This window comes from Bradyrhizobium elkanii WSM2783, assembly GCF_000472865.1.
Taxonomy (GTDB): domain Bacteria; phylum Pseudomonadota; class Alphaproteobacteria; order Rhizobiales; family Xanthobacteraceae; genus Bradyrhizobium; species Bradyrhizobium elkanii_A.
Map to the genome: position 1 here is coordinate 1 of NZ_AXAP01000107.1, position 26,777 is coordinate 26,777.

Sequence of the window (26,777 nt, forward strand, 5' to 3'; positions counted from 1 at the left end):
TCCGGCTCGCTCGCCACCTTGGCTTCCCGCACGATCTTGCCGTTGGCGTCAACCACACACACGCTCGAGCATTCCAATGACACATCGATTCCGGCATAGTGCTCCATGGTCGTCTCTCCGTGATGCTTGGTGCGAGGTCCATCCTCGACTCCGTCACACCATCAATGTGAGGGACGACCGCCCGCCCTCCAAGCAAGCCGCGCGCAGCGCGCCACCCATAGCGCCGTAGCAAGCGCGGCTTGCTTGGAGGGCAGACCGCGGCCCGTTACCCCATCTACGACTACAACTTCCGACGCCGGTTGACGTGCCCTCTCCCCTTGTGGGAGAGGGCAGCTCAGCTATTGGCGGCGAACTCAATTGGATGAGGGGTTGCTTCCGCGGGCGGTGCTCCGTCGATAGGTCAAGACCTCACCCGGATCGGAGCGTGCGGAGAGAACCCCTCATCCGGCGCTTCGCGCCACCTTCTCCCACAAGGGGAGAAGGAAGGAAAGAACGTCAGCTCAAAGCTGCGCCAGCAGCGTATCGCCGCCGGAGACCTCGACCTTGCCGGGGGCCGGTTCGAGGTTGAGCTTCTTCACCACGCCATCCTCGACCAGCATCGAATAGCGCTTGGAGCGGATGCCAAGGCCGTTGCCGGAGGCGTCGAGCTCCATGCCGATCGCCTTGGTGAAATCGGCATTGCCGTCGGCGAGGAACAGCGCCTCGTCGCGCTGGTCGGTGTCGCGCTTCCAGGCGTTCATGACGAAGGCATCGTTGACCGAGACGATCGCGATGGTGTCGACGCCCTTGTCCTTGATGGCGTAGGCGTTGAGGAAGATGCTTGGCAGATGCATCTTGTGGCAGGTGCCGGTGTAGGCGCCGGGCACGGCGAATAGTGCCACCTTCTTGCCCTTGAAGACATCATCTGTGGTCCGCACCTGCGGACCTTCCTCGGTCATCACGCGAAACTTGGCATCCGGCAGCTTGCCGCCAACTTGGATCGTCATCGTCCAGTCTCCCTGAATGAGCTGATGTTTTGTAGACCGTGCAGCTTGCGGGCACAATATTCGCGGGGCTCAAAACCGCAACGGCCGCGCGCCTTCACCGTTCCGTCATCATCCGGAAAATCCGCCCTGATCCAGGAAGGCCTGCTCATCGGGCGTGGTCACGCGCCCCAGGATGCGGTTGCGGTGAGGGAAACGGCCGAACCGCCGGATGACATCGGCGTGCCCCTCCGCATATTCGAGCTGCTCCGTATTGCCGATGTTGCGGAACAGTTCGATGCAGCGTATCTGGTCGGGCAGATGCTCCGAATGCATGAAGGGCATGTAGAGAAATTCGAGCAGGTCGGGGTCGATTCGCGCGTCCACGCCTCGGCTGATGGCCCGGTGCGCCGCCTCGCGCGCCAGCGCGTCGCTTGAATAGGTCAGCGCGTCGCCGCGGAACATGTTGCGGGGAAACTGGTCGAGCACGATGACGAGCGCCAGTGCGCCCTCATCGCTCATCTCCCACGACGACAACTCGCCGCCCGCCGCCTTCCGCCACAGCTCGAGATAGCGGTCGCGTATGTCCGCATCGAACACATCGTCGCGCGCGTACCAGCGACCGGGGCCGGCCGCGCGCCAAAGCGCCAGGATTTCGCCCGGCGTGATGTCGGGAGCGTAAGTCATGGTCCGAACGTCCGCTCGCGCGCGATTCACGCCGCAGCCGCCGGCTTCTTCTCGTCACGCAATTCGCGGCGCAGGATCTTGCCGACATTGGTCTTCGGCAGCTCGGTCCTGAACTCGATCTGCTTCGGCACCTTGTAGTTGGTGAGCTGGGTGCCGCAGAACTTGATGATCTCCTCGGCGGTGAGGCTCGGGTCCTTGCGGACGATGAAGGCTTTCACGGCCTCACTGGTCTTGGCGTCGGTCACGCCGATCACGGCGCATTCGAGCACGCCCGGATGGCTCGCGATCACTTCCTCGATCTCGTTCGGATAGACGTTGAAGCCGGAGACCAGGATCATGTCCTTCTTGCGGTCGACGATCTTGGTGTAGCCGTTCTCGTCCATCACCCCGATGTCGCCGGTGCGGAAATAGCCGTCCGCGGTCATCACTCGCGCGGTCTCGTCCGGCCGGTTCCAGTAGCCTGACATCACCTGCGGGCCCTTGGCGCAGATCTCGCCGGCCTGTCCGAGCGGCAGTTCATTGCCGTCATCGTCGCGGATCGAGAGATACGTCGAAGGCACGGGCAGGCCGATCGAGCCGGAGAACTTGTCGGTGTCTGCCGGGTTGCAGGTCAGCGTCGGCGAGGTCTCGGACAGGCCGTAGCCTTCCGATAGCGCGCAGCCGGTCACCGCCAGCCATTTCTCGGCCACGGGCTTTTGCGTCGCCATGCCGCCGCCGAAGGAGGTCTTCAGCTTGGAGAAGTCGAGCTTGTCGAAGCCGGGCGTGTTCAACAAGCCGTTGTAGAGCGTGTTGACGGCGGGGAAGCTGTTGACTTGGTACTTCGCGAGCTCCTTGACGAAGCCGGGCAGGTCGCGCGGGTTCGGGATCAGGAGGTTGACGCCGCCGGCGCGCACCGCCAGCAGATAGCAGGCGGTCAGCGCGAAGATGTGGTAGAGCGGCAGCGCGCAGACGATGAAGAGCTGGTCGACATGCGGCGGCTTCTTGATCGCGGGCTGCAGCCAGGCGTCATTCTGCAACACATTGGCGACGATGTTGCGGTGGAGCAGGGTGGCTCCCTTGGAGACGCCGGTGGTGCCGCCGGTATATTGCAGGAAGGCGACGTCGTCGGGGGTGATCCTGGGCCGGTTGAGCTTCATGCCACGGCCCGCAGCGACAGCGGCATTGAACGGGACGGCGCGCGGGATCGAGAACGGCGGCACCATCTTCTTCACCCGGCGCACCACCAGATTGACGATCACGCCCTTGAAGCCGAGCAGGTCGCCCATGCTGCCGACGATGACGTGCTTGACCGACGTCTTGCCCAGCACCTGCTGTACGGTGTTGGCGAAATTCTCCAGAACGATGATGGCTTCCGCGCCGGAATCCTTGAGCTGGTGCTCGAGCTCGCGCGGAGTGTAGAGCGGGTTGACGTTCACGACAGCGTATCCGGCACGCAGCACGGCGGCAGTCGAGATCGGATATTGCAGCACGTTCGGCATCATCAGCGCGACGCGCGCGCCCTTTTGCAGGCCGAGGCTCTGCAAGTAGGCGCCGAGTGCGGTCGACATCTCGTCGAGCTCGCGATAGGTGATCGCCTTGTCCATGCAGATGAAGGACTTACGGTCGGCAAACTTCGCGAAGCTTTCCTCGAGCAGCTCAACCAGCGATGAGTATTGCGTGACGTCGATGTCGGCGGGCACGCCGGCCGGGTAGTGCTTGAGCCAGATGCGCTCCATGGAAATCCCCTCTCTCCTCGTCCCCGGACGTTGGCCCGGACTGCCTTCTTTTGGGCAGTATTGGGCTAGCCGGCAGCCGATGGCAAGCCGCCCGCGCCCGTTCGACGCATCTGCAGATCGGGGGATGTTGCGGCGCGGTTAACTGGCCGGCTTGCTGCTGTCGTTCTTCGGCTTGGCCGCCGCCTTCGGCTTCGCCGGCTTGGCGGCTGGCTTATCACCCGCGGTGGCAGCGGGCTTCTCCGAAGGCTTTGCGGCAGCGCCATTCGACTTGGCGCTGGCATGCCGCACAGCGGCAGGCTTCGCCGCTGGCTTGGCCTCCGGCTTAGCGGCTTGCTTGGTATCCGCTTTGGCCTGCTTTGCAGCCGGCTTGGCGTCGGACTTACCGTCCGACTTGGCCTCGGCAGAAGCGTCGGGCTTCTTGGCCGCGACATGCGCCTTCTTCTTGTGTGGCTTTGGCGTGTCCTTCTCGCTGTCCGCCGCAACCGCGGCGATCAGCGCCGCACCCGTCCGCGTTGGGCCGGTATAGACCACGACCGGCTCGGACGCCTCCGCAGGCTGCGCCAGCAAGTCAGCCGGCTTGAACAGCGGCGGTGGCAGGGCGGCGGCGAAGAAGGTCGCGCCGGTCTCGCCGCTGCTGCTTGTGCTGCTGGCGACAGTGTCCTCATCCTCGTCGCTCGCCGGCCGCTTGCGCTTGGGGCCGCACATCTCGTCGCGCAGGTTCGGCGGCGTGGCGTCGATCGGCGCCAGATTCTCCACCGTGCCGAGCGAGGGCTTGAGCCAGGACAGGCCGTTATTGGCGAAGCCGCGATCGAGCAGTTGCGCCGCGCGCACCGCGCGCATGCGGCCGGAGGAGGCGCCGAGCACCACTGCGATCAGCCGCTTGCCGTCGCGCGTCGCCGACGCCACGAGGTTGTAGCCGGAGGCACAGATGAAGCCGGTCTTGAAGCCGTCAGCGCCGGGATAGCGGCCGATCAGGCGGTTGAAGTTCTGCGTGATCCGGCGCCCAAAGCGGATCGAGGGGATGTGCACGAAATATTCGTATTCGGGCAGATCGCGGATGATGGCGCGGGCGAGGATCGCAAGGTCGCGCGCCGAGGTGATCTGACCGTCCGCCGGCAGTCCGTTCGGATTGACGTAGCTCGTCTGCACCATGCCGAGCTTCTGCGCGGTCTCGTTCATCATCGCGGAGAAGCCGTCGATCGATCCGCCGACGCCTTCAGCGAGCACGACCGCCATGTCGTTGGCCGACTTCACCAGCATCATCTTCAGCGCATTGTCGACGGTGACCTGCGTGCCCGGGCGGAAGCCCATCTTCGACGGCGATTGCGAGGCGGCAGTCGGCGAGACCGTGAGCAGCGTGTCGAGCGAGATGCGGCCGTCCTTCACCGCCTTCAGCGTCACATAGGCGGTCATCAGCTTGGTGACCGATGCCGGATACCAGGGCATGGTCGCGTTGTCAGCCTGCAGCACCTTTCCACTATCGGCTTCCACCACCAGCAGCGCCTCGGCGTTGGTCGCGCGCGGCGCGAGAGCGAGGGCCGCGGCGGCGACGAAGAGGAGAAGCGATCGGCGAAGCAGCGGGCGAAGAAGGTGCACTATCCTGGTCCGGTCCTTGGAGACCCACCTTGAACAAACGCGTTGGGCAAGGTGGGACTTTCAGATGTGACGTTCCGGTTTCAAGCGTGTCCGGCGCCGGCCAATTTTGCGGCGATGCAAACCCTATACCGGGCCGCCTTTCGAGAACAGAGGTCGGGTTATTTAATCGTGGACGAAATCGGCCGAATTTCGACATTCCGCGGCCGGTGGACCGCGGCCTATTCGGCCTGCAGGCTCGTCCGCGCGTTCTCCTGAACCATGAACTGGGCCCGCGCCAGATCGGCAAAACGGCCGCCTTTCGCGACCAGTTCATCAAAGGTTCCGCTTTCGATCACCCTGCCATTGTCGAACATCAGGATGCGGGTGGCGTGGCGGATGGTGGAGAGGCGATGCGCGATCACGAAGGTCGTACGGCCCTTCATCACTTCATCGAGAGCGGCGTTGACCTTGGCCTCGGTGACGGCGTCGAGCGCGCTGGTCGCCTCGTCCAGGATCAGGATCGGCGGATCCTTCAGAAGCGCGCGGGCGATCGACAAGCGTTGCCGCTCGCCGCCCGACAGCATGCGGCCGCGCTCGCCGGCGTGGGTATCAAAACCCTTCTCGCTACGCTCGATGAATTCCAGCGCCTGCGCCCGGGCTGCTGCCGTGCGAAGTTCCTCGTCGGTGGCATCAGGCTTGCCGACGCGCAGGTTCTCGGCAAGCGAGCGGTTGAACAATAGCGCCTCCTGGAACACCACGCCGATGTTCCTGCGCAGCGCAGTCAGCTTCAGCGCGCGGATGTCCATGCCGTCGATCTTGATGATGCCAGACTGCGGGTCGAAGGCGCGGTGCAGCAGCGCGATCGCGGTCGACTTGCCGGCGCCGGTCGAGCCGACCAGCGCGATGGTCTGCCCGGGCAGCGCGGTGAAGGTCAAATCCTCCACTGCCGGCCGCTTGCCGTCATAGGAGAAGGAGACATCGTTGAATTCGATGAGACCCGACAGCCGGCCCGCATCCATCGCGCCGGGACGGTCGCGCACCGCCGGCACCGCGTCGAGCACGTCGAAGAATTCCTTCAAGCGCGGCGCTTCCATGAACACGTTGTTGATGAAGCTCACCACCTGCTCGAGCTTCTGGATCAGCATGGTCGCGAAGGAGACGAACATCACGATCTCGCCGACCGAGGTCAGCCCCTGCTGGTTCAGCACGATGCCGACCGTGAAGATCGCAAGCACGGTGATGGTGGTGGAGGCGCGCGTGATCACGGTCACCAGCGCCCACCACGACAACACGGGCATTTGTGCGGCGAGCAGCTTGTCGGCGACGAAGCGCAGGCCCTGCACCTCCGAGTCGATACGCACAAAACTTTGCACCAGCGCGACATTGCCGAGCGCGTCGGAGGCGCGCGCGGAGAGATCGCTGTAGTGCTCCTCGACCTCGCTCTGCATGCCGTAGGTCTTGCGCACCACCAGCGTCGTCAGCACGGTGAAGACGACACAGAGCGCGAACAGCAGGATCGCAAGCCGCCAGTTGATGTAGAGCGACAGCGGCAACAGCACGACCAGCGACAGGATTGCGGCGAAATGCTCGCGGAAGAAGCCGAGCCAGAGCCGCCACAGCGCGTCCGTGCCGTTCAGCATCACCTTCATCAGTCGTCCCGAATGGGTGCCGGTGTGGAAGGTCAGCGGCAGTTGCAGGATGTGCTCGAAATAATCGGTCAGAACTGCCTGCCGCTGGCGATGCGCGAGCCGGTCGGCATGCAGCGCCACGATGGCGCTACACCCGATTGTGAACAGGCCGAACGCGACCCAGGCCGCGAGCAGCGGCCATGGCGAGGTGGATGCGATCAGCCCGGTGACCGGCTTGCCCGAGAGTACATCGACGATCTTGCCGAACAGCACCGGCTCGGCGAATTGCGCGCAGGCGAGCAGGAGATTGGCGCCGGCCAGGATCCAGCCGAGCCGCGCCTCCTTGCCGAGCAATTCGAGCACGCGAACATAAAGACGAAGCAGCGACATGCCGCCATTGTAATCCGGGATCGCAGGCGAGAACCAGAGCGCGATGGTTAGCGAAAGATATTATCCACGTTGTGTGATTTCGGTCCGCGGGCCACGCTCTTGAACCTCATCCTGAGGAGCCGCGCAGCGGCGTCTCGAAGGATGAGGCCACTGGCGGGGCCTCATGGTTCGAGACGCGCCTGACGGCGCTCCTCACCATGAGGGACAGGCGCTTGCGCAAGGGAAACATTTGCTCAATTCACCACGCGCGCGTCGGCCGGCGGCAGGAAGGCGTCATCGAAAATATCCGTCGCGGTCGGCCGCTTCTGGAATTTGAAATCCTCCGCGATCTGGTCGATCGACCGCTCGAACCTGACCGTATCGATGCCGCCGAGGCCGTGCTGCTTCACTTCCGCGGTGAGGATGTTGTCGCCGATGATGGCGCGCAGCCGCTCGGATTCCAGTTCGCGCGAGCCGGCGTCCATGCGGCTCACCACCTCCGTCACCGCGCGCCCCGGGTCCTTGATCGCAAGATGTGTTCCCGTGATCGCCGCCCGCACAAAGCCCTTCACGGCCTCGGGTTTGGCGGCTGCCAAATTCGGGTTGACGATCAGCGCGGCGCCATAGGCCTCGCAGCCGTAGTCTGCGAAGCGCAGCACCGCGAGATCGTCCGCCGGCACGCCGCGATCGCGCAGGTTGATCGCCGACAGATAGGAGAAGCCGGTGACCGCGTCGACCTGTCCGGCCGACAGCATCGGCTCGCGGACCGCGGCGCTGATGCTGCTCTGCTTCACGCTTGCCGGCTTGATGCCGTTCTGCCTGGCGACCGCAGGCCACAGCCGGATCGAGAGATCGCCCTCGGCGACGCCGAGATTCTTGCCCTCGATGTCGGAGAGGGCGCGAATGCCGCGGCTCCTGCGCGCGATGATGGCGTAGGGCGCGTGGTTGAACAGCACGAAGATCGCCTTGACCGGGGCCGCGCCCTGCTGGTCGCGCGCGCGGATCAGCGTGTTGATGTCGACCAGCGCGAAATCGCTCATCCCCGCGCCGACGCGCGCGATCGCGTCCTGCGATCCGCTGACGATGTTGGTGGTGACCGCAAGTCCCTCCGCACCGAACGATCCGCCGACGGCTGCCATCACGAAGGGCGACGCCGCCGCGTCGATCGGGCGGTCGAGCGTAAGCTGGATCGTGATCGGCTGCCTGGCGGCGCCTGCGCTCTGCGCGCGGCTTGCGCGAGAGCACAGGCTGGCGCCGAGGCCGATCGCAAGGCCCAGGAAGTCGCGGCGGGTGGAAGTTGAGGTTACGCGCATGATGACGTCAGGAGACGCGAGACAATCTGTCGCGCTGGGTATGTCTGTTTCGTGACGCTGAACGCGCGTTTTCGCCCGTTCAGCGGTGCCATTCTGCCGCTTCTAACCTGAATGCTTGATGACTGCCACGATTTCGCCAGGGATCGTTCAGCCTGCGTTTGGTTTGGGGAACTTAGGATCGCACCCGTGGTTGGCTATGAGTGGCCCGACGGGCCGAGCTTCCACGGAGGACTACTCAGATGTTTGCGCGAAAAGGTGTGTTTTCATCGATCGGCCGCGGAGCCGCGCTGGCCACCGTCGCGGCGGTCGCGCTGACGGCGGTCGAGCCGTCGATGGCCTATGCGGGCTCGGCCCCGAAGGCCAAGGAGGTCACGGCGCAGACCGGCACCAGTGACGTCACCGATATCAGCGCGCGTCGGCGATACTATCGCGGTGGCGGTGGTGGCGCAGCTGCTGCTGCCGCCTTTGCCGGCATCGTTGGCGCGGGGCTTGCGATCGCCGCCGCCCAGAACCGCCGTGATTACTATGATTCCTACGGCTACTATGGTGGCGGCCCGGTCTATTACGGTGGTCCGGCCTACTATGGCGGCGGTCCGTATTATTACGGCGGCGGCTATGGCCGCGGCGTGCCGTATTATCGCGGTCACCCGATCGCGAGCTGGTAAACGTAATCTTGATCGCAACGACATCCACCGGCCGCCCGCGCGGCCGGTGGATTTTTTTGCGTGTCATGGTTGCGCGTTAATACGCTGGCCAGAGGTTTGAATTAGGCTTGAGAAATGAGTGATTCGGTCGAACGGCTCTATCAGGCGGTTCTCGCGGCCCGGCATCTCGATCCGGCGACGTCGCGCACCGCCCGGCTGTTTCAGCGCGGGCCGTCAAAGATGGCCAAGAAGCTGGCCGAGGAAGCGATCGAGGTCGTGATCGATGCCCTCAGCGGCAAGACCGACGCAGTGGTGCGCGAGAGCGCCGACCTTCTCTATAATCTGACTGTTTTGTGGGCAGCCGCCGGCGTCAAGCCGGAGGATGTCTGGAAAGAGATGGAACGGCGCGAACATCTGCTCGGAATCGCCGAAAAACTGCCGAAGACTGGCGCCAGACTGGCCAAGCCGTCGGCCGAGCCGGTCGTGCGGCGGCGAATTGTCGCGCTCGAAAGCAGCCTGCGGAAGCGGCGCTGACCCGCCAACAATCCTCTTTTGCCGGCATGGACAAATGCGCTCCATGATGGTTGATCGCGCCCATGCTGAAACGGATCTACGACTGGTGCATCGACGCCGCCGACAAACCCTACGCGCTTTGGATTCTCGCGGCGGTCGCCTTCGCTGAAAGCTCATTCTTCCCGGTTCCGCCCGACATCATGCTGCTGCCGATGTCGCTCGCGCAGCCGAGGCGCGCGTGGTGGTTCGCCACCGTCTGCACGATCGCGTCGGTCGCCGGCGGCGTGCTCGGCTACGCCATCGGCGCGCTGCTCTATGACTCGGTCGGCCATTGGCTGATCACCATCTACGGCCTCGGCGACAAGGTCGACGCCTTCCGCGCCTCCTATGCCGAATGGGGCGCGGTGATCATCCTGCTCAAGGGCTTGACCCCGATCCCCTACAAGCTCGTCACCATCACCTCGGGCTTTGCCGGCTATAACGTCTGGCTGTTCATCCTGTGCTCGATCGTCGCGCGCGGCGGCCGCTTCTTCATTGTCGCGGTCCTGCTCAACCGCTACGGCGATTTCATCCGCAAGGAATTGGAGAAGCGGCTGGGCTTCTACGTCGCGCTCGGCGCAATCGTCCTGGTGTTCGGCTTCTACATCGCCTTCAAGCTGGTTTAGCGCGCGAGAACTCTCTCCCCTCATGATGAGGAGGCGCGAAGCGCCGTCTCGAACCATGAGGCCCCAATCGAGCCCGTGGGCCATCCTTCGAGACGCCGCTTGCGCGGCTCCTCGGGATGAGGGCGATAGGTGTGGCGTAAAGCGCTTTGCCGTGTCGTCGTCCTCGGTTACGCTTCGGCATGCGTGATCGAGTCGAGCTTTCGTTTCGCATCGGACCGCCCGTCGCCAAGGCGGCTGTTGTCGTGTCGACACTGATGCTCGCCTCCGATCTCGCTTTTTCGCAGGTCGCGCCTCCAATCTCGCTCGGTGTCCAGTCACAGCCCCAGCCGAACCAAGCTCCGCCACCCGCGCGTGAGGAGAACCCCGGCCTCATCAACGAGATCGGCAAGCTGTTCGAAAAGTCCAGGTCGATCCTGCCGTCCTTGAAGAGCCCGGGCGAGACCGTCGACGACCTCAACAACAGCGTCAGGGATGCGGGCGAGAACCTGTCTGCCCTCACAAGACCGTCATTGATCGTCACCGGCCGCGCGGCCTGCCTGGTGGCAGCCAACGGCGCGCCGGACTGCAAGGCCGGCGCCGACAGGCTCTGCCAGAGCAAGGGTTACAAGGAAGGCAAGAGCCTGGACACCGATGCCGCCGAGAAATGCTCGCCGATCGTGTTCCTGCCCGGCCACAAACGCAGGCCGAACGACTGCCGGACGGAAAATTTCGTCACGCGGGCGATCTGCCAGTAGTGCGCTGTAGCGTTCGTAGCCCGGGTGGAGCGCCAGCGTAACCCGGGGCCGCTGGTAAACGCTGCCACAGATGCCCCGGGTTGCGCGTTCCGCTCCACCCGGGCTACGGCAGTAGCGCCAAGACGCAATACTTGACACTGGAAAGATTGCCCTGCTGGTATGACGTCTGGCATCTTAAGCCCAGTCTCTCTTCCGAGCTAACCCGAAGGATTTTCACTGATGTCCATGCCTGCGTTGTTCAAAGGCCGTCTGTCGATTCCAGTGATCGGTGCGCCGCTGTTCATCATCTCCGTGCCTGATCTCGTGATCGCGCAGTGCAAGGCCGGCGTGGTCGGATCGTTTCCGGCGCTGAATGCGCGGCCGCCGGAGTTGCTCGACGAATGGCTGGGGCGCATCAAGGAAGAACTCGCGGCCTATGACAGGGCGCATCCGGAACGGCCCTCGGCGCCGTTCGCGGTCAATCAGATCGTGCACAAATCGAACAACCGGCTCGATCATGACCTCGCGCTTTGCGAGAAGCACAAGGTGCCGATGATCATCTCCTCACTCGGCGCGCGCGAGGAGCTCAATCAGGCCGTGCACAATTGGGGCGGCATCGTCTTCCACGACGTGATCAATCAGAAGTTCGCCCACAAGGCGATCGAGAAGGGCGCCGACGGCCTGATCCTGGTGGCGGCCGGCGCGGGCGGTCATGCCGGCACGCTGTCGCCGTTCCCCTTCGTTACGGAGACGCGGCAGTGGTTCGACGGCCCGATCGCGCTGTCGGGCGCGATGGGCAACGGCAAGGCGATCCGCGCCGCGCGCGTCCTCGGCGCCGACTTCGCCTATATCGGCTCGGCCTTCATCGCGACCAAAGAAGCGAACGCCGTCGAAGGCTACAAGAACATGATCACCGGCTCGGCCGCCGAAGACATCATCTATTCCAACCTGTTCACCGGCGTGCACGGCAATTACCTGAAGCCGTCGATCGTCGCCGCCGGCATGGACCCGGACAATCTGCCGACCTCCGATCCCTCCAAGATGAGCTTCGGCACCGACGCCTCCGGCGAGCGGGCGAAGCCGAAAGCCTGGAAGGAGATCTGGGGCTCGGGCCAGGGCGTCGGCAGCGTCGAAAAGATCGTGCCCGCCGCCGAACTGATCGCGCGCTTCAACAAGGAATACGAGGAAGCCGTCGATCCGGCGTTGTGATCGCCTCGTTTGGCGCGGCGTCTTTCCTAGTCCGTTATGCCCGGGCTTGACCCGGGCATCCACGCTCTTCGGGAGTTTGCGGAGACGCGTGGATGGCGGGGTCAAGCCCGGCCATGACGGAGTGGGGCACCTGTCGCCGTCCGCACACCCTTGATGCAGCCATGACGCCTGTGCGACAAATACCGCCATGAGCGCCGCCGCCGTCAACGTCGTCAACCATCCGCTGGTACAGCACAAGCTCACGCTGATGCGCGAGCGTGACCGGTCGATCAAGAGTTTCCGGGAACTCGTGAACGAGGTCGGCATGCTGCTCTGCTACGAGGTGACGCGCGACCTGCCGCTCGAACTGGTCGACATCGAGACGCCGCTGATGCCGATGCGGGCGCCGATGATCGCAGGCAAGAAACTGACCTTCGCGCCGATCCTGCGCGCCGGCGTCGGCTTCCTGGACGGCATGCTCGCGCTGGTGCCGTCGGCGCGCGTGTCGCATATCGGGCTCTATCGCGATCCCGAGACGCTGGAAGCGGTGGAATATTTCTTCAAGGCGCCTCACGACCTGGCCGATCGCACCGCGATCCTGATGGACCCGATGCTGGCGACCGGCAATTCCGCCGTCGCCGGTGCGCACCTCCTGAAAAAGCGTGGCGCGCACGACATCCGCTTCGTCTGCCTGCTGGCCGCCCCTGAGGGCATCGCGCATTTCCAGAAGGAGCATCCCGATGTGCCGCTTTGGACCGCGGCCATCGATGAGCGGTTGAACGACCACGGCTACATCCTGCCCGGCCTCGGCGATGCCGGCGATCGCATGTTCGGCACCAAATAGGCCCAGTTATCATGGACCCCATCTTCCGCGTTGACGGCAACAAGGTCGTCACCAGCCCGGATGCCGCCGGCCCCTGGCATCCGCAGATGCAGCACGGTTCCGCGCCCGCGGCGCTGGTGGTGTGGGCCGCCGAGTCCCTGCCGACGCCGCTGCCGATGCAGATCGCGCGCGTCACCATCGACCTGATGCGGCCGGTGCCGGTCGCGCCGCTCGCCATCGAGACCGAGATCTTGCGCGAGGGCCGCAAGATCCAGCTCTGCGGCGTGCGGCTGCTGGCCGAAGGTGTGCCTGTGGTCGCGGCCTCCGTGCTGCGGATCAAGTCGCAGGCACAGGCATTGCCGCCGGATGTCGTTGATCTGCCGCTCGGACTTCCCGGCCCCGATCAATCGACGTTCGAGCCTGCCGATAACGCCGGCAGCCCGTTCACCAAATGTATCTCGATGCGCGCCGCCCGCGGCCGCTTCGGCATGGTTGGTCCTGCCGCGATCTGGTTTCGCGTCGAGCGGCCGCTGATCGCGGGATCGCCGGTGTCGCAGACCATGCGCGCGGTGGTCGCCGCCGATTTCAGTAACGGCACTTCGTCCGCGCTGGATTTCCGGGAGTGGACCTTCATCAATGCCGACCTCACCGTGAGCCTTTCGCGACAACCGGTCGGCGAGTGGATCCTGCTCGACGGCGAAAGCTGGATCGGCCCCGACGGGGCGGGGCTTGCGATGTCGCGTCTCGCCGACGAGCGCGGCTATTTCGGCCGCGCCGTGCAAAGCCTCGTAATCGAGAAGCGGTAGAGCAACGCGGCGAAAAATCGCTGCCTCACCTTGGAACGCTTCGAGGCCGGGCGAGTTTGGCACTCGTCGAGGGCCATCATGAAGCGCGTTGATTTAGCCGCCGGCGGACTGACGCTCGCTGCCAGGCAAGCGTCAGCCGTCGGCACTTCCTATCCTATTGCAGCCAAGTCCTTTTCAAGCCGGAGCGTGTTGTGAGGCCCGGTCCTTCCTCTGAGCGTGCGGTGGTCCTTGCCTCGAGCGAGCGTGAAGCGGTCGAGACTGCCTGCCTGATCCGCGACGCCGGCTACTACGCCAACATCTGCGGTGATCTCGCTGTGCTGAGGCGCGAGATCGCAAGCGGCGCTGGCCTTGCCGTCATAGCCGACGACGCGATCAAGGGGGCGGATTTGACCGACCTGACGCGATGGCTCAACGATCAGCCGGCATGGTCAGATTTCCCGATCGTGCTTCTGACCCAGGGCGGCAGCCTGGAGCGTGATCCGGGCGCGGTACGGCTCGGCAAGATCCTGGGCAATGTCACCTTCATCGAGCGCCCGTTTCATCCCACCACGCTTGCGAGCATCGTCGGCTCCGCGGTGCGTGGCCGGCGCCGCCAGTACCAGACCCGCGCCATTCTCGAAGATCTCACCGAGAGCGAGAGCCTGCTGCAGACCGCGCTGAATGCCGGCCAGCTCGGCGCGCTGGAATTGCATTTGCCGGAATTCGAGCTCGAGGCCTCGGACATCTGCAAGGCCTATTTCGGGCGTCGCGCGAGCGAGCACTTCACCTATCCGGAGCTCCTCGACGCCGTACATCCCGACGACCGCGAGCGGCGACTTGGCGTCCTCGAGCAAAGCATCCGCACCGGCAAGCACTACGCGATCGAATACCGCGTGATCTGGCCGGACGGCTCGCAGCATTGGCTCGACGTGCGCGCCCGCGCCGTGCGGCGGCCCGACGGCAGTCTCAGGTCGCTGGTCGGCGTCTGCTCCGACATTACCTTGCGCAAGACCGCCGAGATCGAGCGCGAAAACCTGCTGGCACAGCTCGCAGCCGAGCGCATTGCGCTTTCGGAATTGACGGCGACGCTGGAGCAGCGCGTCGAACAGCGTACCGCCGACCTCCTGAAAGAAGTCGCCGCGCGCGAAAAGGCGCAGGAGCAGCTCCGCCATGCGCAGAAGATGGAGATCGTCGGCCAGCTCACCGGCGGCATCGCCCATGACTTCAACAATCTGCTGATGGCGGTGATGGGCAATCTCGAACTCTTGCGCAAGCGTCTGCCGGGCGACCAGCGCCTGCATCGTCTCATCGACGGCGCAATGCAGGGGGCCGAGCGCGGCGCCTCGCTGACGCAGCGGCTGCTCGCCTTTGCCCGGCAGCAAGATCTGCGCGTGGTGCCGGTCGATCTGCGCGTCTTGATCCAGGGCATGAGCAATCTGCTCGAACGCTCGCTGGGGCCGCGGATCGCATTGCATCTTGATTTGCCCGAAGCCCTGCCGCCGGCGCGGATCGACGCCAACCAGCTCGAGCTTGCGATCCTCAATCTCGCGATCAACGCGCGCGATGCGATGCCCGATGGCGGCGCGATCGACATCAAGGTGTCGGAAGATCAGGCCGTGAAGGATCCGGCGCTCAAGCCGGGCAGGTATATCAGGCTGTCGGTGATCGATACCGGCACCGGGATGTCGCCGGAGATCCTGAAGCGCGCGATCGAGCCGTTCTTCTCGTCAAAGCCGCTCGGCAAGGGCACCGGGCTCGGACTGTCGATGGTGCATGGGCTCGCCGTGCAGCTCGGCGGCACGCTGCAGCTTTCCAGCATCGAAGGCCAGGGCACCACCGCAACGCTGATGCTGCCGGTTGCGACCGTACTGGCGGAAGCAGCGAGCCCGCAGCTGCCGTCGCGAAAGCTGGAGCGCTCCGCGGTGATCCTGTTCGTCGACGACGATCCCTTGATCGCAATGTCGACCACGGAGATGCTGGAGGATCTTGGCCATCGCGTGATCGGCGCCACCTCGGGCCTGCACGCGCTCGACATCCTGCGCAGCGAGCAGCCGCTCGATTTGATGATGACCGATCACGTCATGCCAGGAATGACCGGGCTCGAGCTCGCCGCCGCCACGCGAAAAGTGCGCCCGTCGCTGCCGATCCTGCTCGCCACCGGCTACGCCGAGCTGCCCGACGGCGTCCAGGTCGATTTGCCGCGATTGGCGAAGCCCTACCACCAGGACCAGTTGCGCGATCGGCTCGATCAATTGCTGCGATAAATGCCGCCTCAGCTCTCTCCGCGTCATTGCGAGCGAAGCGAAGCAATCCATGCCTCCGCACGGGAGAGCTGGATTGCTTCGTCGCTTCGCTCCTCGCAATGACGTCGCGTAGCGCCGCTCCGGTGGCCCGAAATGACGTCACGCCTATCCCACCATCCGCTCGCGGCCGGCCCAGAAGCTTGCCTTCAACACTTTCTTGTCGACCTTGCCGACGGCGGTCATCGGCAATTCCTTGACGAAGCGGATCTGCTTCGGGGCATGCGCCGAGCCTTTCTTCGCTTTCACCAGGTTGATCAGCTCATCGGCATCCGGCCGCGCGCCGTCGCGGGCGACGATGACAGCGGTGACCGCTTCGCCCCATTTGTCGTCGGGCACGCCGACGACCGCGACCATCGCGACATCAGCATGCTGCGACAGCACGTCCTCGACCTCGCGCGGGAAGATGTTGAAGCCGCCGGAGACGATCATGTCCTTCTTGCGGTCCAAGATGTACATGTAGCCGCGCTCGTCGGCGCGGGCGATGTCGCCGGTATGCAGCCAGCCGTTCTTCAGTGTCTCCGCTGTCGTGTCGGGCCGTTTCCAGTATTCCGCCATCACATGCGGCGCGCGCACGCAGATCTCGCCAGCTTCGCCGGCTCTGACCTCCTCGTCATTGTCATCAAGGATCTTCACGTCGCAGACCGCGATCGGGAAGCCGCAGGACAGGAGGAGCTCGGGCGTCTTCGGATCGTGGTCGGCCTTGCGGAGCACCGACACCGGATAGCATTCGGTCTGGCCGTAGAGCTGCGAGAACACCGGTCCGATCCGCTCGATGCCTTCGACCAGCCGGCTCGGCGACATCGCCGAGGCGCCATAAAGCAACAGTTCGAGCGAGGAGAGATCGGTCTTATCAAGCGCGGGATGATCGAGCAGCACATAGATCATGGTCGGCACGAACAGCGTGAAGTTGATCTTCTCCCGCTCGATCGTCTTGAACACGGCCTCGGGATCAAAACCTTTGAGCATGTGCACGGTGCCGCCGCGCATCAGCGTCGGCAGCACCTTGGTGCCGGCAACGTGGCTGATCGGCGCCACCGTGAGATAGCGCGGCGTGTCGGGGATCTCGAAGTCGGCGAGGATCGCGCCGGCGAAGCCGCCATATTCGCGGTGATAACGCAGCGCGCCCTTGGATTTGCCTGTGGTGCCACCGGTATAGTTCAGCGTCGCGATGTCGTCCGGTCCGGCCAGGCAACGCGCGGTAGCGTGCCCCGCCTGCTCGATCGCCTGCAACAGGTCGATGCCGTAATCGGCCGGGCCGAGGGTAAACACGGTTTTGATATTCGTGGCCTTCGTTGCGAGGTCGCCGCCGCGGTCGCGGAAGGTCGCGGCATCGATGATCAGCATCTGCGCGTCGGAATCCTTGATCTGGAAGAGCTGGTCGTCCAGTGATCCCAAGGGATGCAGCCAGGTGATCGCAAGTCGCGCGAGCTGCGCGGCGACGCCGGCACACCAGGCGTCGGCGCGGTTGGCGCTCAGCAGCGCGGCGCGGGTGCCGGGCGCGAAGCCGAGCCGCATGAACACGTTCTGGATCCGCCCGATCAGGTCGGTCGCGCCCTGGTAGGTGATCGATCCATCAGGCCAGCTAAAGGCCGTGCGCGATGGATAGCGTGCCAGCGCCCGCAGCGTCTGTTCGCATACCGGTGGAAACGCATGGAGCGGATGGCTCATCTGAAAGATTCCTCCCTGCCGATTTTGTGTCTGGCATTTCTTCGTGCCAATGTTGACGATGACGCTAGCACAACAAGGAAGCGGCTCAAGCCGGGAGAGGGAAGGAACGCCTTGCCGTCGGACAACTTTCGCTCGCGCGTTCGCGAACGCCTCGCGCTGCCGCTGATTGCGGCGCCGATGTTTCTGGTCTCCGGCGTCGAGCTGGTGGTCGCCGCCTGCCGCAATGGCGTGATCGGTTCGTTCCCCACGGTGAATTGCCGCGAGACGGAACAGCTCGATCAGTGGCTCGCCGAGATCGAAGATCGATTGCAGCGTCATTCCGACGCGAGCGGGAAGACGGCCGCGCCGATCTGTCCGAACCTGATCGTGCATCGCTCCAACGCGCGGCTGCCGCAGGATCTGGAGGTGCTGCTGCGTCACAAGCCGGAGATGGTCATCACCTCGGTCGGCTCGCCCACGCCTGTACTGGCACCGCTGCATGATATAGGCGCGCTGGTGTTCGCCGACGTCGCATCGATCCGCCATGCCGAGCGCGCGGTCGAGGCCGGCGCCGACGGATTGGTGCTGCTCACCGCGGGCGCGGGCGGGCAGACCGGCTGGCTCAATCCGTTCGTGTTCGTGCGCGCGGTCCGTGCCTTTTTCGATGGTCCGATCGTGCTCGCCGGCGGCATCTCAGACGGCCACGCCCTCCGCGCCGCCGAAGCGCTCGGCTGCGACCTCGCTTATATGGGCACCAAATTCATCGCTACGCGCGAGAGCATGGCAGACGAGCGCTACAAGCAGATGCTGGTCGCAAGCGGCGCCGACGACATCCTGCTCACCACCGCTTTCACCGGTTTGCAGACCAACATGCTGCGGTCCTCGATCGAAGCCGCCGGCCTCGACCCGGACAACCTGCCGCAGCGCGGGGCCATCGACATCGGCAAGGATATCGACATCGGCGCCCGCCCCAAGCGCTGGCGCGACATCTGGAGCGCCGGCCATTCGGTCTCCGGCGTGACTGATGTGCTCGCGGTGGATGAACTGGTGGCGCGGACGGTTGACGAATATCGTGCAGCGGCGCGCCGTATCGAGCTCTCCTAGCTGGTACCCATCCTGCCGTCCGGCTCGCAACCCTGTGTTCACCATTTAACCCGGCCTTAACCACGTTCGCCCCAACAATAGCCGCGCAGGACAGCCCGCCGCCACGGCCGGGCTGGCGCAAGACCAAAGGGGATGCGACGTGCTTCTTGAGGCCTCTCTCACCAAAACCCCCGCGACCCTTGATGAGCTTCGGACCCGTGTCCGCCACGCCTTGCAGCGCCATCCGCTCTGCCGAAACGTCGAATTCGACGTCGTCAGGATGCCCCGCACCCGCCGGACCAACTGGACCATCAGCCTGCATTCGGTATCAGGGTCCGCGCTGTTCGAGGCCCATGACATCGTCGCCGACATCCAGGAAGCCTATGAACTGGCCGTCGCGGCCTGATTTTCGCTGGCTTGGATACGATTTTTTCGGCCTTTTCCCGCCTTGGCGGTTCCGAGGGCATGCTAACGCCGCAATTGGCGTTCAATTTCAAAGGGTAATCCGGCCGGGATGGAGACGTCGTTGACCAGGGCCATGACCATCATCGCGCTGACCTGCTTCCTCGTGGTCGGCGCTGCCGCCACCAGCATTTTGAGCCGTGACAGCGTGCCGATGCCGCGCACTGTCGCGGAGGACGCCGCGCCCGTTCATCCCGTCTCCAACAAGGAGAGCAAGAAGGATCGTCTGGCGGTGGTGGCCTACGCGCTCGCCGCCTATGAGCCGCAGCCGCAGACCCCGGCACAGGCGCAGCTTCAGGCCCAGGCCCAGGCTGCCATCCCGGATCTCACGGCCTCGCTGCGCCAGGCCTATGCCTCGGCCGAGCCGGCCGATGTGGGACTGCCGAAATTGACCGAGCCCCCCGTGAACCAGCCGGCAACCGCCCAGCCGGCTACGCCAGCGGCCCCCGCCAAGCCGAAGGCGGTGGCCAAGCCCGCGCCGCAAAAGAACTACGCGCTGCTCAGCGACGCGCAGATCGCCGGCATCAAGGATCGGCTGAAGCTGACCTCGTCGCAGGAATATTACTGGCCGGCGGTCGAGACCGCGCTCCGTGCCGTCGCCCGCAAGATCCACCAGAAGCGCCAGGCCGATCCGAACGCGACCGGCGTGCCGATCGATCCGGACTCCGACGAAGTGCAGCAATTGAAATCGGCGGCAATGCCGCTCCTGTTCCAGCTCCGCGAAGACCAGAAGAACGAAGTCCGCTCGCTCGCCCGCGTCATCGGCCTGGAAAAAGTCGCCGCGATGATCTGAGCGCGCCGCTTCGCCCTCGCGCCTTCTGCAATCTCCTTCATCCGCGACGTTGCGCTTGGTCGCACAGGTTTTCGTCGCGCGGGTTCCGCAGGAACATCGCTTCCGCTCGCACGTTGCTCGCGGCGTAGGAGAGGGAGCCCGTCATGCGCACAACGACCGCATTTTTTGCGGGGGTCGGAACCGTGGTCATCGCGATCGCCGTTGGCCTCGGCGGCGGCATGGTGATCTCGAACATCGTAAGCCCGCATCAGCCAAAGGCAGGCGCCGAGCTGACAAAGCTCGAGCGGCGCGCGGCGGAGCCTGTCGCGGCATCGAATGCACCGGCTGAGCCGGTACCCTATCTTGCAGCGACCCGGGCCGCCGCGACCAATCCGGTCGTCGTCGATCCCGCGCCGCAAGCGCCGCCGCAGCAGGCCGAGCCGGCGCAGCAAACCAACACCACTCCAACCAACGCGGCGTCGAGCGAGCCGGAGCGCGGTCCCAATGCATCTGCGCAGCCTGCAGCCAACGCACAGCCGTCGGCGCAAACCGCCGCGCGCACTTCGTCGGCTTCTTCCGGCGACGCGCTGGCAAGAGCACGCGACCCCGAATCCAAGCGTGACGCCCGCCGTGTCGAGCAGCGGCGCAAGGCGGAGCGCCGACAGCAATGGGCTGAGCGCCGTCGCGTCCGCGAGCCGCGCGATGACGAACTGCGCGACGTCGAGCGCAGCGTCAGGGAAGATACCGAGCGGTCACGCGTCTTGGAGGCCGAACCGGTAAGCGTCGGGACGCCGAGGATCAGGCTGTTCGGCGACGAGGACTAGAGCGTTTTCGAGCGAAGTGGACACCGGTTCGCGTGAAGAAAACGCGTCAAAACAAGAATCTAGAGCTTCGGTTCTGATCCATCAGAACCGAAAATGCTATAGTCTGGCAGTCGAGCGATCTGCGATTAATGCAGCAAGTCGTACGCCGCGACGCGATTGATGTCGGCCAGGCGCCGATCGGCATTTGCCTCAAGGTCGAGGCTTCCAACCAGCTCAAGCAGACGCTGATAGGCATGGTCCGCGATATCAACGGGCAGAGGCTCTTCATCGAAGGTTTCGATATAGCCACCAACGAGATCGCTCAGCAGCCGGCACAAGGCCTGCTGCCCGGGCTCGTCCTTCACCAACGCGTCAAGTTTTTGCTGGAAGTTTCGGAAAGTTCGCAAGCCATGGTGTTGTTGCGAGAGCCATGCATGCAAGTCGTTCATATCAGCCTCTTCATGCTACGGAAGAAGCTACCGGCTTATACACGCGGCCGGCTCCTGGCGCCATCGCAATTTTTTTGCGCTGCGGCCCTTGAAGAAGACGGAACAGGCAACTTCAATTTTCGTTGGGCCAGCCTCCCAACAGGAAAACTCTGCGCGGTCTGCGATTTGCTCCCGCCTGCGCCTGGACGTCGGTGAGATCGACGCTGCTTCGCTTCATCAGGACCTTGGCGATGATTCCGATCGCGACGAAGGGCGCGACGTAGATCGCGAACACCTCGAGTGCGCGCATGGCACCGCTCCACATGATTGCGGACCCGGCCATTATAGCACAGGGCGTTTTTTCATGTCGGCAAAGCAAGCTGCGCTGCGCTGACGCATGGATTGCCGGAACGGTGCAGTGCGGAAGACTGCGCGGCAGAGCCGCCGCCATCCTGGCTTAATGCCGGTTCGGGCGAGCTTCCGCCCACCACGCCGATATCGAAATTGCGCAGGCGTGCTAGTATCTCCAGTTCTTCACGACCAAGTATTCTTTACGCCCAAGTATTTTCGGTAACGTCTCTTGAGTGACGTCTGCATGCGAAGAGGAGAATTCAGCTTAACGAAATAACAGGGAGGACAGATCATGGCTCGCATAAGTCGGCGTAAGCTCCTGAAGCTTTCCGGCGGTGGTGCAGTTGCGGCGAGGGCTGGGGGACTGGCGTCAATCCTTGCCCTGAAGCAGGCGCCAGCCTTCGCACAGGCAACGACGATGCACTGGCTGCGCTGGAACGATTTCGTTCCTGCCTCGGACGAGGTGCTCCGCAAGGTGATCGTTCCCGAATGCGCCAAGGCGCTCGGCATCAAGCTCAACATCGAGATGATCAACGGCAACGACATCCAGGCCCGCACCACCTCGGCGATTCAGTCCGGCACCGGACCGGACGTGATCTGCGCACTCAACAACTGGGCGCAGCTCTATCCCGAGAGCGTCATCGACGTCAGCGATGTGGCAGAGGAGATCGGCCAGGCGCAGGGCGGCTTCTACGAGGAATCACGCGTCGTCGCCAATGACGGCAAGAAATGGATCGCGGTCCCCTGGTGCGTGCTCGGCGCGCAACTGGCGTATCGCAAGTCCTGGTTCGCGGAGATCGGGTACGAGGCGCCGAAGTTCCCGCAAACCTGGGAGGAATATCGCGAGGCCGGCAAGAAGCTCAAGGCGAAGGGCCGGCCGCTGGGGCAGACGGTCGGCCACAGCTTCGGCGACCCGCCGACCTATGCCTATCCGTATCTTTGGTCATGGGGCGGCAAGGAGGTCGAAGCGGACGGCAAGACGGTGACGCTGAACTCCAAGGCGACGGTCGATTCCGTCAACTTCGCCGTCGGCTTCTGGAACGACGCCTATGACGAGGGTGGGCTGGCCTGGGACGATACCAGCAACAACCGGGCCTTCCTCGCAGGCACGATCAGCTCCACGCTGAACGGCGCCTCGATCTATATCGAGGCCAAGCGCAAGCCCCAGGTCTATCTGACCGAAACCGGCGCCCCGCTCTGGCAGGACATCCTGCACTCGCCGCTGCCCAAGGGCGCCGCCGGTCAGTTCGGCTATCACCTGCCGATGTCCAACATGCTGATGAAGTATGTGAAGGACCCAAAGCCCGGCAAGGAGTTCCTGCGCTGGATCACCTCCAAGCCGGTCTATCAGGCGTGGTTCGATTCACAGCAGGGCTATTCCGTCGGGGCCACCACGGTGTGGGAGCAGGACAAGCTCTGGGACAACGACCCCGTGATGCTGCCATTCCGCACCGCGGCGCGGGCCGGGCGTTTCCCCGGCTACGCCGGACCAGCCGATCGTCGCGCAGCCGAAGTGCTGAGCAAGTACATCATGGTCGACATGACGGCAAAGGCGATACAGGGCATGCCGGCGCAAGACGCGGTGAAATGGGCGCACGACGAGGTCGCAAGGATTTATGCTGCTTGAAGCCGCTTCCTCGGCGCGCTAGGTTTTGATCTCGCCTCGGTGCTGCGGCCCGCGGCCGCAGCGCTCCGGCATTCGCTCGGAGAATCGCGCGATGGCCGTCGACTATGTCGCCGCCGCCAAACCCTATGTGGCCGCGCCGCGCCGCGGACCGGTTACGCGAGTTCTTGAGAACGAGCGCTGGTTCGCGTTCTTTCTGCTGCTGCCGACCGCGGTATTGCTCGGCCTCTTCATCGCCTATCCCTTCGTCAAGGGCGTGCTGCTGGCGGTGACCGACGCCAAGGTCGGCGTGCCCGGAAATTTCGTCGGACTGCAGAATTTCGCGGTGCTGATGAACGACAGCATCTTCCGCATCGCGGTCTGGAACACCATCCTCTACACGGCGGTGACGACCGTCTTCAAGCTGGCGCTCGGCTTGTGGCTTGCTCTGCTGCTCAACCGCCACTTTCGGGCAAAGGCCCTGACCCGGGCCTTCATCCTGTTGCCCTTCATCATCCCGACCGTGCTCTCGACCTTCGCGTGGAAGTGGATGTTCGATCCGACTTTCAGCGTCATCAACTGGACGCTCTTTCACCTCGGCATCATCCGCACCCGCATCAATTGGCTCGGCGACCCCCAACTTGCCCTGATCTCGGTGATGATCGTCAATGTCTGGCGCGGCGTGCCGTTTTACGCAATCAGCCTGCTCGCCGGATTGCAGACCATCAGTCCGGAGCTCGCCGAGGCGGCCGCGATTGACGGAGCGCGGCCCTGGCAGCGCTTCCGCTACATCACCTGGCCCTTGCTGCTGCCCGTCACCATGGTTGTGGTGCTGTTCTCGGTGATCCAGACATTCGCCGATTTCCAGCTCGTCTACATCCTGACCGGCGGCGGACCGGCCAACGCCACGCAGCTCTTCGCCACCTACGCCTATCAGATCGGCGTCGGCACGGGTCTGTTGGGCGAGGGCGCGGCGATATCGCTCGCCATGTTCCCGGTGTTGCTCGTCGTCGTGGTCGTGCAGCTCCTCTACATCCGACGCGTGGAGACACTCTGATGATAGAGGGCGCGCGCTGGCGTCGTTGGGTCTTCTTCAATCTCCCGCTCGCGCTGTTCGTGATCGGGCTGCTGTTTCCGTTCTATTGGATGATGGTGACGACGGTGCGGCCGGACGCCGAGCTCTATCGTCCCTGGATGGCGCCGAACTACACGCCGTTCTGGACGCTCAATCCGACCCTTGACCATATCCGCTATCTCCTGGACGAGACGCTGTTCAATAGGTGGATGTTGAACACCTTCTTCATTTCGGTGCTGGCCACGGTGATCTCGCTGTTCTGCGGGCTCCTCGCCGGTTACGCGCTCTCCCGGCTCAAATTTCCGTTCGCCGGCAGCTTAGGGACCGGAATCTTCATCACCTATCTCGTGCCGCAGACACTGCTGTTCATTCCGCTCGCCGATATCATCCGCAACTTCCGCCTCGGCGATACGCCCTGGGCGCTCGTTCTCACATACCCCACCTTCCTCATCCCGTTCTGCACCTGGCTGCTGATGGGCTACTTCAAGGCGATCCCGCGCGAGCTCGAGGAATGCGCGCGGATCGACGGCGCGACCCGCTGGCAGGCGATGGTCTACATCGTCTTTCCGGTCGCCGTGCCCGGCATCCTCTCGGCCGGAATCTTCGCCTTCACGCTGTCGTGGAACGAGTTCATCTATGCCCTCGTCTTCCTGTCCTCCCCGGAGCAGAAGACGGTCTCCGTCGGCATCACCTCGGAGCTGGTCCGCGGCGACGTATTCTACTGGGGCTCGCTGATGGCCGGCGCCCTGCTCGGTTCGGTGCCGGTGGCGCTGATCTATTCCTTCTTCGTCGAGTACTACGTTGCCGGCATCACCGGGTCCGTCAAAGGGTGAGCCAAAGGGTGAGCCATGTCTCGGGTCATCATACGGAGCTTGAACAAGAGGTTTGACGGAGTCCATGCCGTCAAGGATGTCAATCTTGATATCCACGACAAGGAATTCGTGGTGCTCGTCGGTCCCTCGGGCTGCGGCAAAACCACGACGCTCCGCATGGTGGCCGGGCTCGAATCGATCACTTCGGGCGAGATCATGATCGGTGACCGCATTGTCAACGAGCTGCCGCCGATGGACCGCGACATCGCCATGGTGTTCCAGAACTACGCCCTTTATCCGCACATGAGCGTCTACGACAACATGGCGTTCGGCCTGAAGATGCGCGGGTTCGATCGCACCGAGATATCTAACCGCGTGAAGGCCGCAGCCGAAATCCTCGGCATAGAGGAACAGTTGCAACGCAAGCCGCGGCAGCTCTCCGGCGGCCAGCGGCAGCGCGTCGCCTTGGGCCGCGCCATCGTTCGGCATCCGCAGGTGTTCCTGTTCGACGAGCCGCTGTCGAACCTCGACGCCAAGCTGCGCATCCAGATGCGGGTGGAGATCAAGAAGATCCACGTCCGCCTCGGCACCACCGCGATCTACGTCACCCACGACCAAGTCGAAGCGATGACGCTCGGCGATCGCGTGGTCGTCATGAAGGATGGTCTCGTTCAGCAGGTGGGCGAACCGCTGGAACTCTACAACGAGCCCGCCAACCGTTTCGTCGCAGGCTTCATCGGCTCGCCAGCCATGAACTTCGCGACGGTGGAAATGGCTGATACCGAGGGTGCGCTCTGGGCCCGCCATGAAGGCATCCGCATCAAGCTGCCGGCCGCCATCGCAGGCCGGCTCCGGCCGCATGTCGGAGAGAATGTCACGCTCGGCATCCGGCCGGAGGATCTGCGCGTCGCATCCGGCAGCGAGGAGGCGGATCTCAGCTTCGATGCCGTGGTCGAGGTCATTGAGAAGCTCGGCTCCCAGATTCTCCTCGACGTCAGGGTCGGTCCCAACACGATGGTGGCCGCAGTCGAACCGACCGTCAAAGCGAAAGTTCACGACCGCCTTCGCCTCGCACTGAATCCTGACCGGCTGTACTTCTTCGACCGCGTGTCGCAAGCGGCAATCTGATGTTGTGTGCCACCTCGTACACTGCTGGGTTGTAAGGACTATTCGCCAGATCGCCTTTGACAGGCTGGTGGTGAAACATGAAGGACGTACTCGTTTTCCTGTCTCCGTCGCGCAGCGATGACCTCTCGAGCGGAGCGCACTATGCGATCGCCCTGGCTCGCATGTATGGGGCGCATCTATCTGCATTGATTGCTGATGTGGAGACCGACCTCCGCGACTTGCCGCCTGAACCGGACATTCGGCAAGTCGGGAGTCCTGCCGCCAGGCCAGCAACGTCAAGCGAACGGGTGGCACGAACGGCGGAGCTCGTTCAGTCCGCTGCGACGGATGCAAACGTATCGTGTGACATTCTGCAGGCCGAAAACCAGTCCCTCTCGCTCCGCGAACGAATGATCCATTGCACCCAGGTGCACGACGTCCTGGTGATCGATGCGCGCGGACCACTTGATGCGCCTCGCAAAGAACTGGTCGAGGCCGCCCTGTTTGCGAGCGGTCGTCCAATTGTCTTCGTGCCACCAAACACTCCTGTAGTCGCAAAAGACCGGATTGTCGTTGCATGGGACGGAACACGCTCGGCGGTTCGTGCAGTGCGCGATGGGTTGCCCCTTCTCGCTCAGGCGCGTGAGGTGCTCGTCGTATCGGTCATTGACGACAAGCTGTTTCCGACACCTCATTCCGGACACGCACTCTGCCGCTATCTGGCGCGGTGGCAGGTTGATGCCAAATTCAG

Annotated in this window: 26 protein-coding genes and 1 pseudogene; 17 read left to right on the top strand and 10 right to left on the bottom strand. The window is 64.0% G+C overall.

The genetic code is table 11. The features are described 5' to 3' along the window. The 7 genes and pseudogenes from YY7_RS61305 to YY7_RS0144065 form a co-directional block, all read right to left on the bottom strand. Positions 1–107: pseudogene (locus tag YY7_RS61305) on the bottom strand (IS110 family transposase); the annotation flags it as partial. 393 nt (positions 108–500) lie between these two features. Next, positions 501–986, bottom strand: a complete 486-nt coding sequence (locus YY7_RS0144040; RefSeq protein ID WP_028168672.1) for a peroxiredoxin — start codon at positions 984–986, stop codon at positions 501–503. Between the two features lie 108 nt (positions 987–1,094). Next, entirely contained in the window at positions 1,095–1,649 is a 555-nt protein-coding gene (locus YY7_RS0144045; protein ID WP_028168673.1) for a DUF924 family protein, read from the bottom strand. A 26-nt stretch (positions 1,650–1,675) separates the two neighbouring features. Next, the gene (locus tag YY7_RS0144050) at positions 1,676–3,364 is read right to left on the bottom strand and encodes a long-chain fatty acid--CoA ligase (RefSeq protein WP_028168674.1); all 1,689 of its coding nucleotides are present in this window, start codon (positions 3,362–3,364) and stop codon (positions 1,676–1,678) included. 138 nt (positions 3,365–3,502) lie between these two features. Next, complete coding sequence (locus tag YY7_RS0144055) at positions 3,503–4,960, bottom strand: D-alanyl-D-alanine carboxypeptidase family protein (RefSeq protein WP_028168675.1); 1,458 nt, start codon at positions 4,958–4,960, stop codon at positions 3,503–3,505. A 218-nt stretch (positions 4,961–5,178) separates the two neighbouring features. Continuing rightward, on the bottom strand, positions 5,179–6,957 hold the full coding sequence (locus YY7_RS0144060; protein ID WP_028168676.1) for a glucan ABC transporter ATP-binding protein/ permease: 1,779 nt from the start codon (positions 6,955–6,957) through the stop codon (positions 5,179–5,181). Between the two features lie 233 nt (positions 6,958–7,190). Then, positions 7,191–8,249, bottom strand: coding sequence for an ABC transporter substrate-binding protein (locus tag YY7_RS0144065; RefSeq protein ID WP_028168677.1), 1,059 nt, complete (start codon positions 8,247–8,249; stop codon positions 7,191–7,193). Positions 8,250–8,488: 239 nt separating this feature from the next. On the opposite strand from YY7_RS0144065, the gene YY7_RS0144070 reads away from it, so the two are divergent. The 8 genes from YY7_RS0144070 to YY7_RS0144105 all read left to right on the top strand — a co-directional run bounded on the left by YY7_RS0144070 (position 8,489) and on the right by YY7_RS0144105 (position 15,844). After that, on the top strand, positions 8,489–8,914 hold the full coding sequence (locus YY7_RS0144070) for a hypothetical protein (RefSeq protein WP_028168678.1): 426 nt from the start codon (positions 8,489–8,491) through the stop codon (positions 8,912–8,914). Positions 8,915–9,028: 114 nt separating this feature from the next. Next, positions 9,029–9,427 (top strand): phosphoribosyl-ATP diphosphatase, encoded by a 399-nt coding sequence (hisE, locus tag YY7_RS0144075; RefSeq protein ID WP_028168679.1) that lies wholly within the window; start codon positions 9,029–9,031, stop codon positions 9,425–9,427. Positions 9,428–9,489: 62 nt separating this feature from the next. Beyond that, positions 9,490–10,071 (top strand): YqaA family protein, encoded by a 582-nt coding sequence (locus YY7_RS0144080; RefSeq protein WP_028168680.1) that lies wholly within the window; start codon positions 9,490–9,492, stop codon positions 10,069–10,071. A 179-nt stretch (positions 10,072–10,250) separates the two neighbouring features. After that, on the top strand, positions 10,251–10,805 hold the full coding sequence (locus YY7_RS0144085; RefSeq protein ID WP_051397260.1) for a hypothetical protein: 555 nt from the start codon (positions 10,251–10,253) through the stop codon (positions 10,803–10,805). Between the two features lie 219 nt (positions 10,806–11,024). Next, the gene (locus tag YY7_RS0144090; protein WP_028168682.1) at positions 11,025–11,993 is read left to right on the top strand and encodes an NAD(P)H-dependent flavin oxidoreductase; all 969 of its coding nucleotides are present in this window, start codon (positions 11,025–11,027) and stop codon (positions 11,991–11,993) included. A gap of 187 nt (positions 11,994–12,180) precedes the next feature. Beyond that, positions 12,181–12,816 (top strand): uracil phosphoribosyltransferase, encoded by a 636-nt coding sequence (gene upp, locus YY7_RS0144095; RefSeq protein WP_028168683.1) that lies wholly within the window; start codon positions 12,181–12,183, stop codon positions 12,814–12,816. Between the two features lie 11 nt (positions 12,817–12,827). Further along, positions 12,828–13,601: a thioesterase family protein gene (locus tag YY7_RS0144100; RefSeq protein WP_028168684.1), complete on the top strand. Its 774-nt coding sequence runs from the start codon at positions 12,828–12,830 to the stop codon at positions 13,599–13,601. A gap of 191 nt (positions 13,602–13,792) precedes the next feature. Continuing rightward, on the top strand, positions 13,793–15,844 hold the full coding sequence (locus YY7_RS0144105; RefSeq protein ID WP_028168685.1) for an ATP-binding protein: 2,052 nt from the start codon (positions 13,793–13,795) through the stop codon (positions 15,842–15,844). A gap of 144 nt (positions 15,845–15,988) precedes the next feature. Here the strand turns inward: YY7_RS0144105 and YY7_RS0144110 are convergent, their stop codons facing one another. Then, positions 15,989–17,551 carry an AMP-binding protein gene (locus tag YY7_RS0144110; protein WP_028168686.1) on the bottom strand — a complete coding sequence of 521 codons (1,563 nt, stop codon included), beginning with the start codon at positions 17,549–17,551 and terminating at the stop codon, positions 15,989–15,991. 111 nt (positions 17,552–17,662) lie between these two features. Here YY7_RS0144110 and YY7_RS0144115 point away from each other — a divergent pair, with 111 nt between their 5' ends. From YY7_RS0144115 to YY7_RS0144130, 4 genes are all read left to right on the top strand, one after another. Then, a complete protein-coding gene (locus YY7_RS0144115) occupies positions 17,663–18,634 on the top strand; it encodes an NAD(P)H-dependent flavin oxidoreductase (RefSeq protein WP_028168687.1) in 972 nt (323 codons plus the stop codon). 139 nt (positions 18,635–18,773) lie between these two features. Beyond that, the gene (locus tag YY7_RS0144120; RefSeq protein ID WP_028168688.1) at positions 18,774–19,019 is read left to right on the top strand and encodes a hypothetical protein; all 246 of its coding nucleotides are present in this window, start codon (positions 18,774–18,776) and stop codon (positions 19,017–19,019) included. Positions 19,020–19,139: 120 nt separating this feature from the next. Then, positions 19,140–19,868 (top strand): hypothetical protein, encoded by a 729-nt coding sequence (locus YY7_RS0144125; protein ID WP_028168689.1) that lies wholly within the window; start codon positions 19,140–19,142, stop codon positions 19,866–19,868. Between the two features lie 143 nt (positions 19,869–20,011). Then, positions 20,012–20,671, top strand: coding sequence for a hypothetical protein (locus tag YY7_RS0144130; RefSeq protein ID WP_028168690.1), 660 nt, complete (start codon positions 20,012–20,014; stop codon positions 20,669–20,671). A 125-nt stretch (positions 20,672–20,796) separates the two neighbouring features. Here YY7_RS0144130 and YY7_RS0144135 read toward each other — a convergent pair whose 3' ends face one another. Further along, positions 20,797–21,099, bottom strand: coding sequence for a hypothetical protein (locus tag YY7_RS0144135; protein WP_028168691.1), 303 nt, complete (start codon positions 21,097–21,099; stop codon positions 20,797–20,799). 112 nt (positions 21,100–21,211) lie between these two features. Further along, a complete protein-coding gene (locus YY7_RS62370; protein ID WP_196237429.1) occupies positions 21,212–21,388 on the bottom strand; it encodes a hypothetical protein in 177 nt (58 codons plus the stop codon). Positions 21,389–21,721: 333 nt separating this feature from the next. Here YY7_RS62370 and YY7_RS0144145 point away from each other — a divergent pair, with 333 nt between their 5' ends. The 5 genes from YY7_RS0144145 to YY7_RS57200 form a co-directional block, all read left to right on the top strand. Continuing rightward, positions 21,722–23,056 carry an ABC transporter substrate-binding protein gene (locus tag YY7_RS0144145; protein ID WP_028168692.1) on the top strand — a complete coding sequence of 445 codons (1,335 nt, stop codon included), beginning with the start codon at positions 21,722–21,724 and terminating at the stop codon, positions 23,054–23,056. 91 nt (positions 23,057–23,147) lie between these two features. Beyond that, on the top strand, positions 23,148–24,089 hold the full coding sequence (locus YY7_RS0144150; RefSeq protein WP_028168693.1) for a carbohydrate ABC transporter permease: 942 nt from the start codon (positions 23,148–23,150) through the stop codon (positions 24,087–24,089). Beyond that, positions 24,089–24,940, top strand: a complete 852-nt coding sequence (locus YY7_RS0144155; protein ID WP_028168694.1) for a carbohydrate ABC transporter permease — start codon at positions 24,089–24,091, stop codon at positions 24,938–24,940. Before YY7_RS0144150 ends, YY7_RS0144155 begins: the two co-directional genes overlap by 1 nt. 15 nt (positions 24,941–24,955) lie before the next feature. Continuing rightward, a complete protein-coding gene (locus YY7_RS0144160; RefSeq protein ID WP_028168695.1) occupies positions 24,956–26,047 on the top strand; it encodes an ABC transporter ATP-binding protein in 1,092 nt (363 codons plus the stop codon). A gap of 77 nt (positions 26,048–26,124) precedes the next feature. Further along, the coding region (locus tag YY7_RS57200; RefSeq protein WP_028168696.1) for a hypothetical protein at positions 26,125–26,777 on the top strand (653 nt) is incomplete at its 3' end.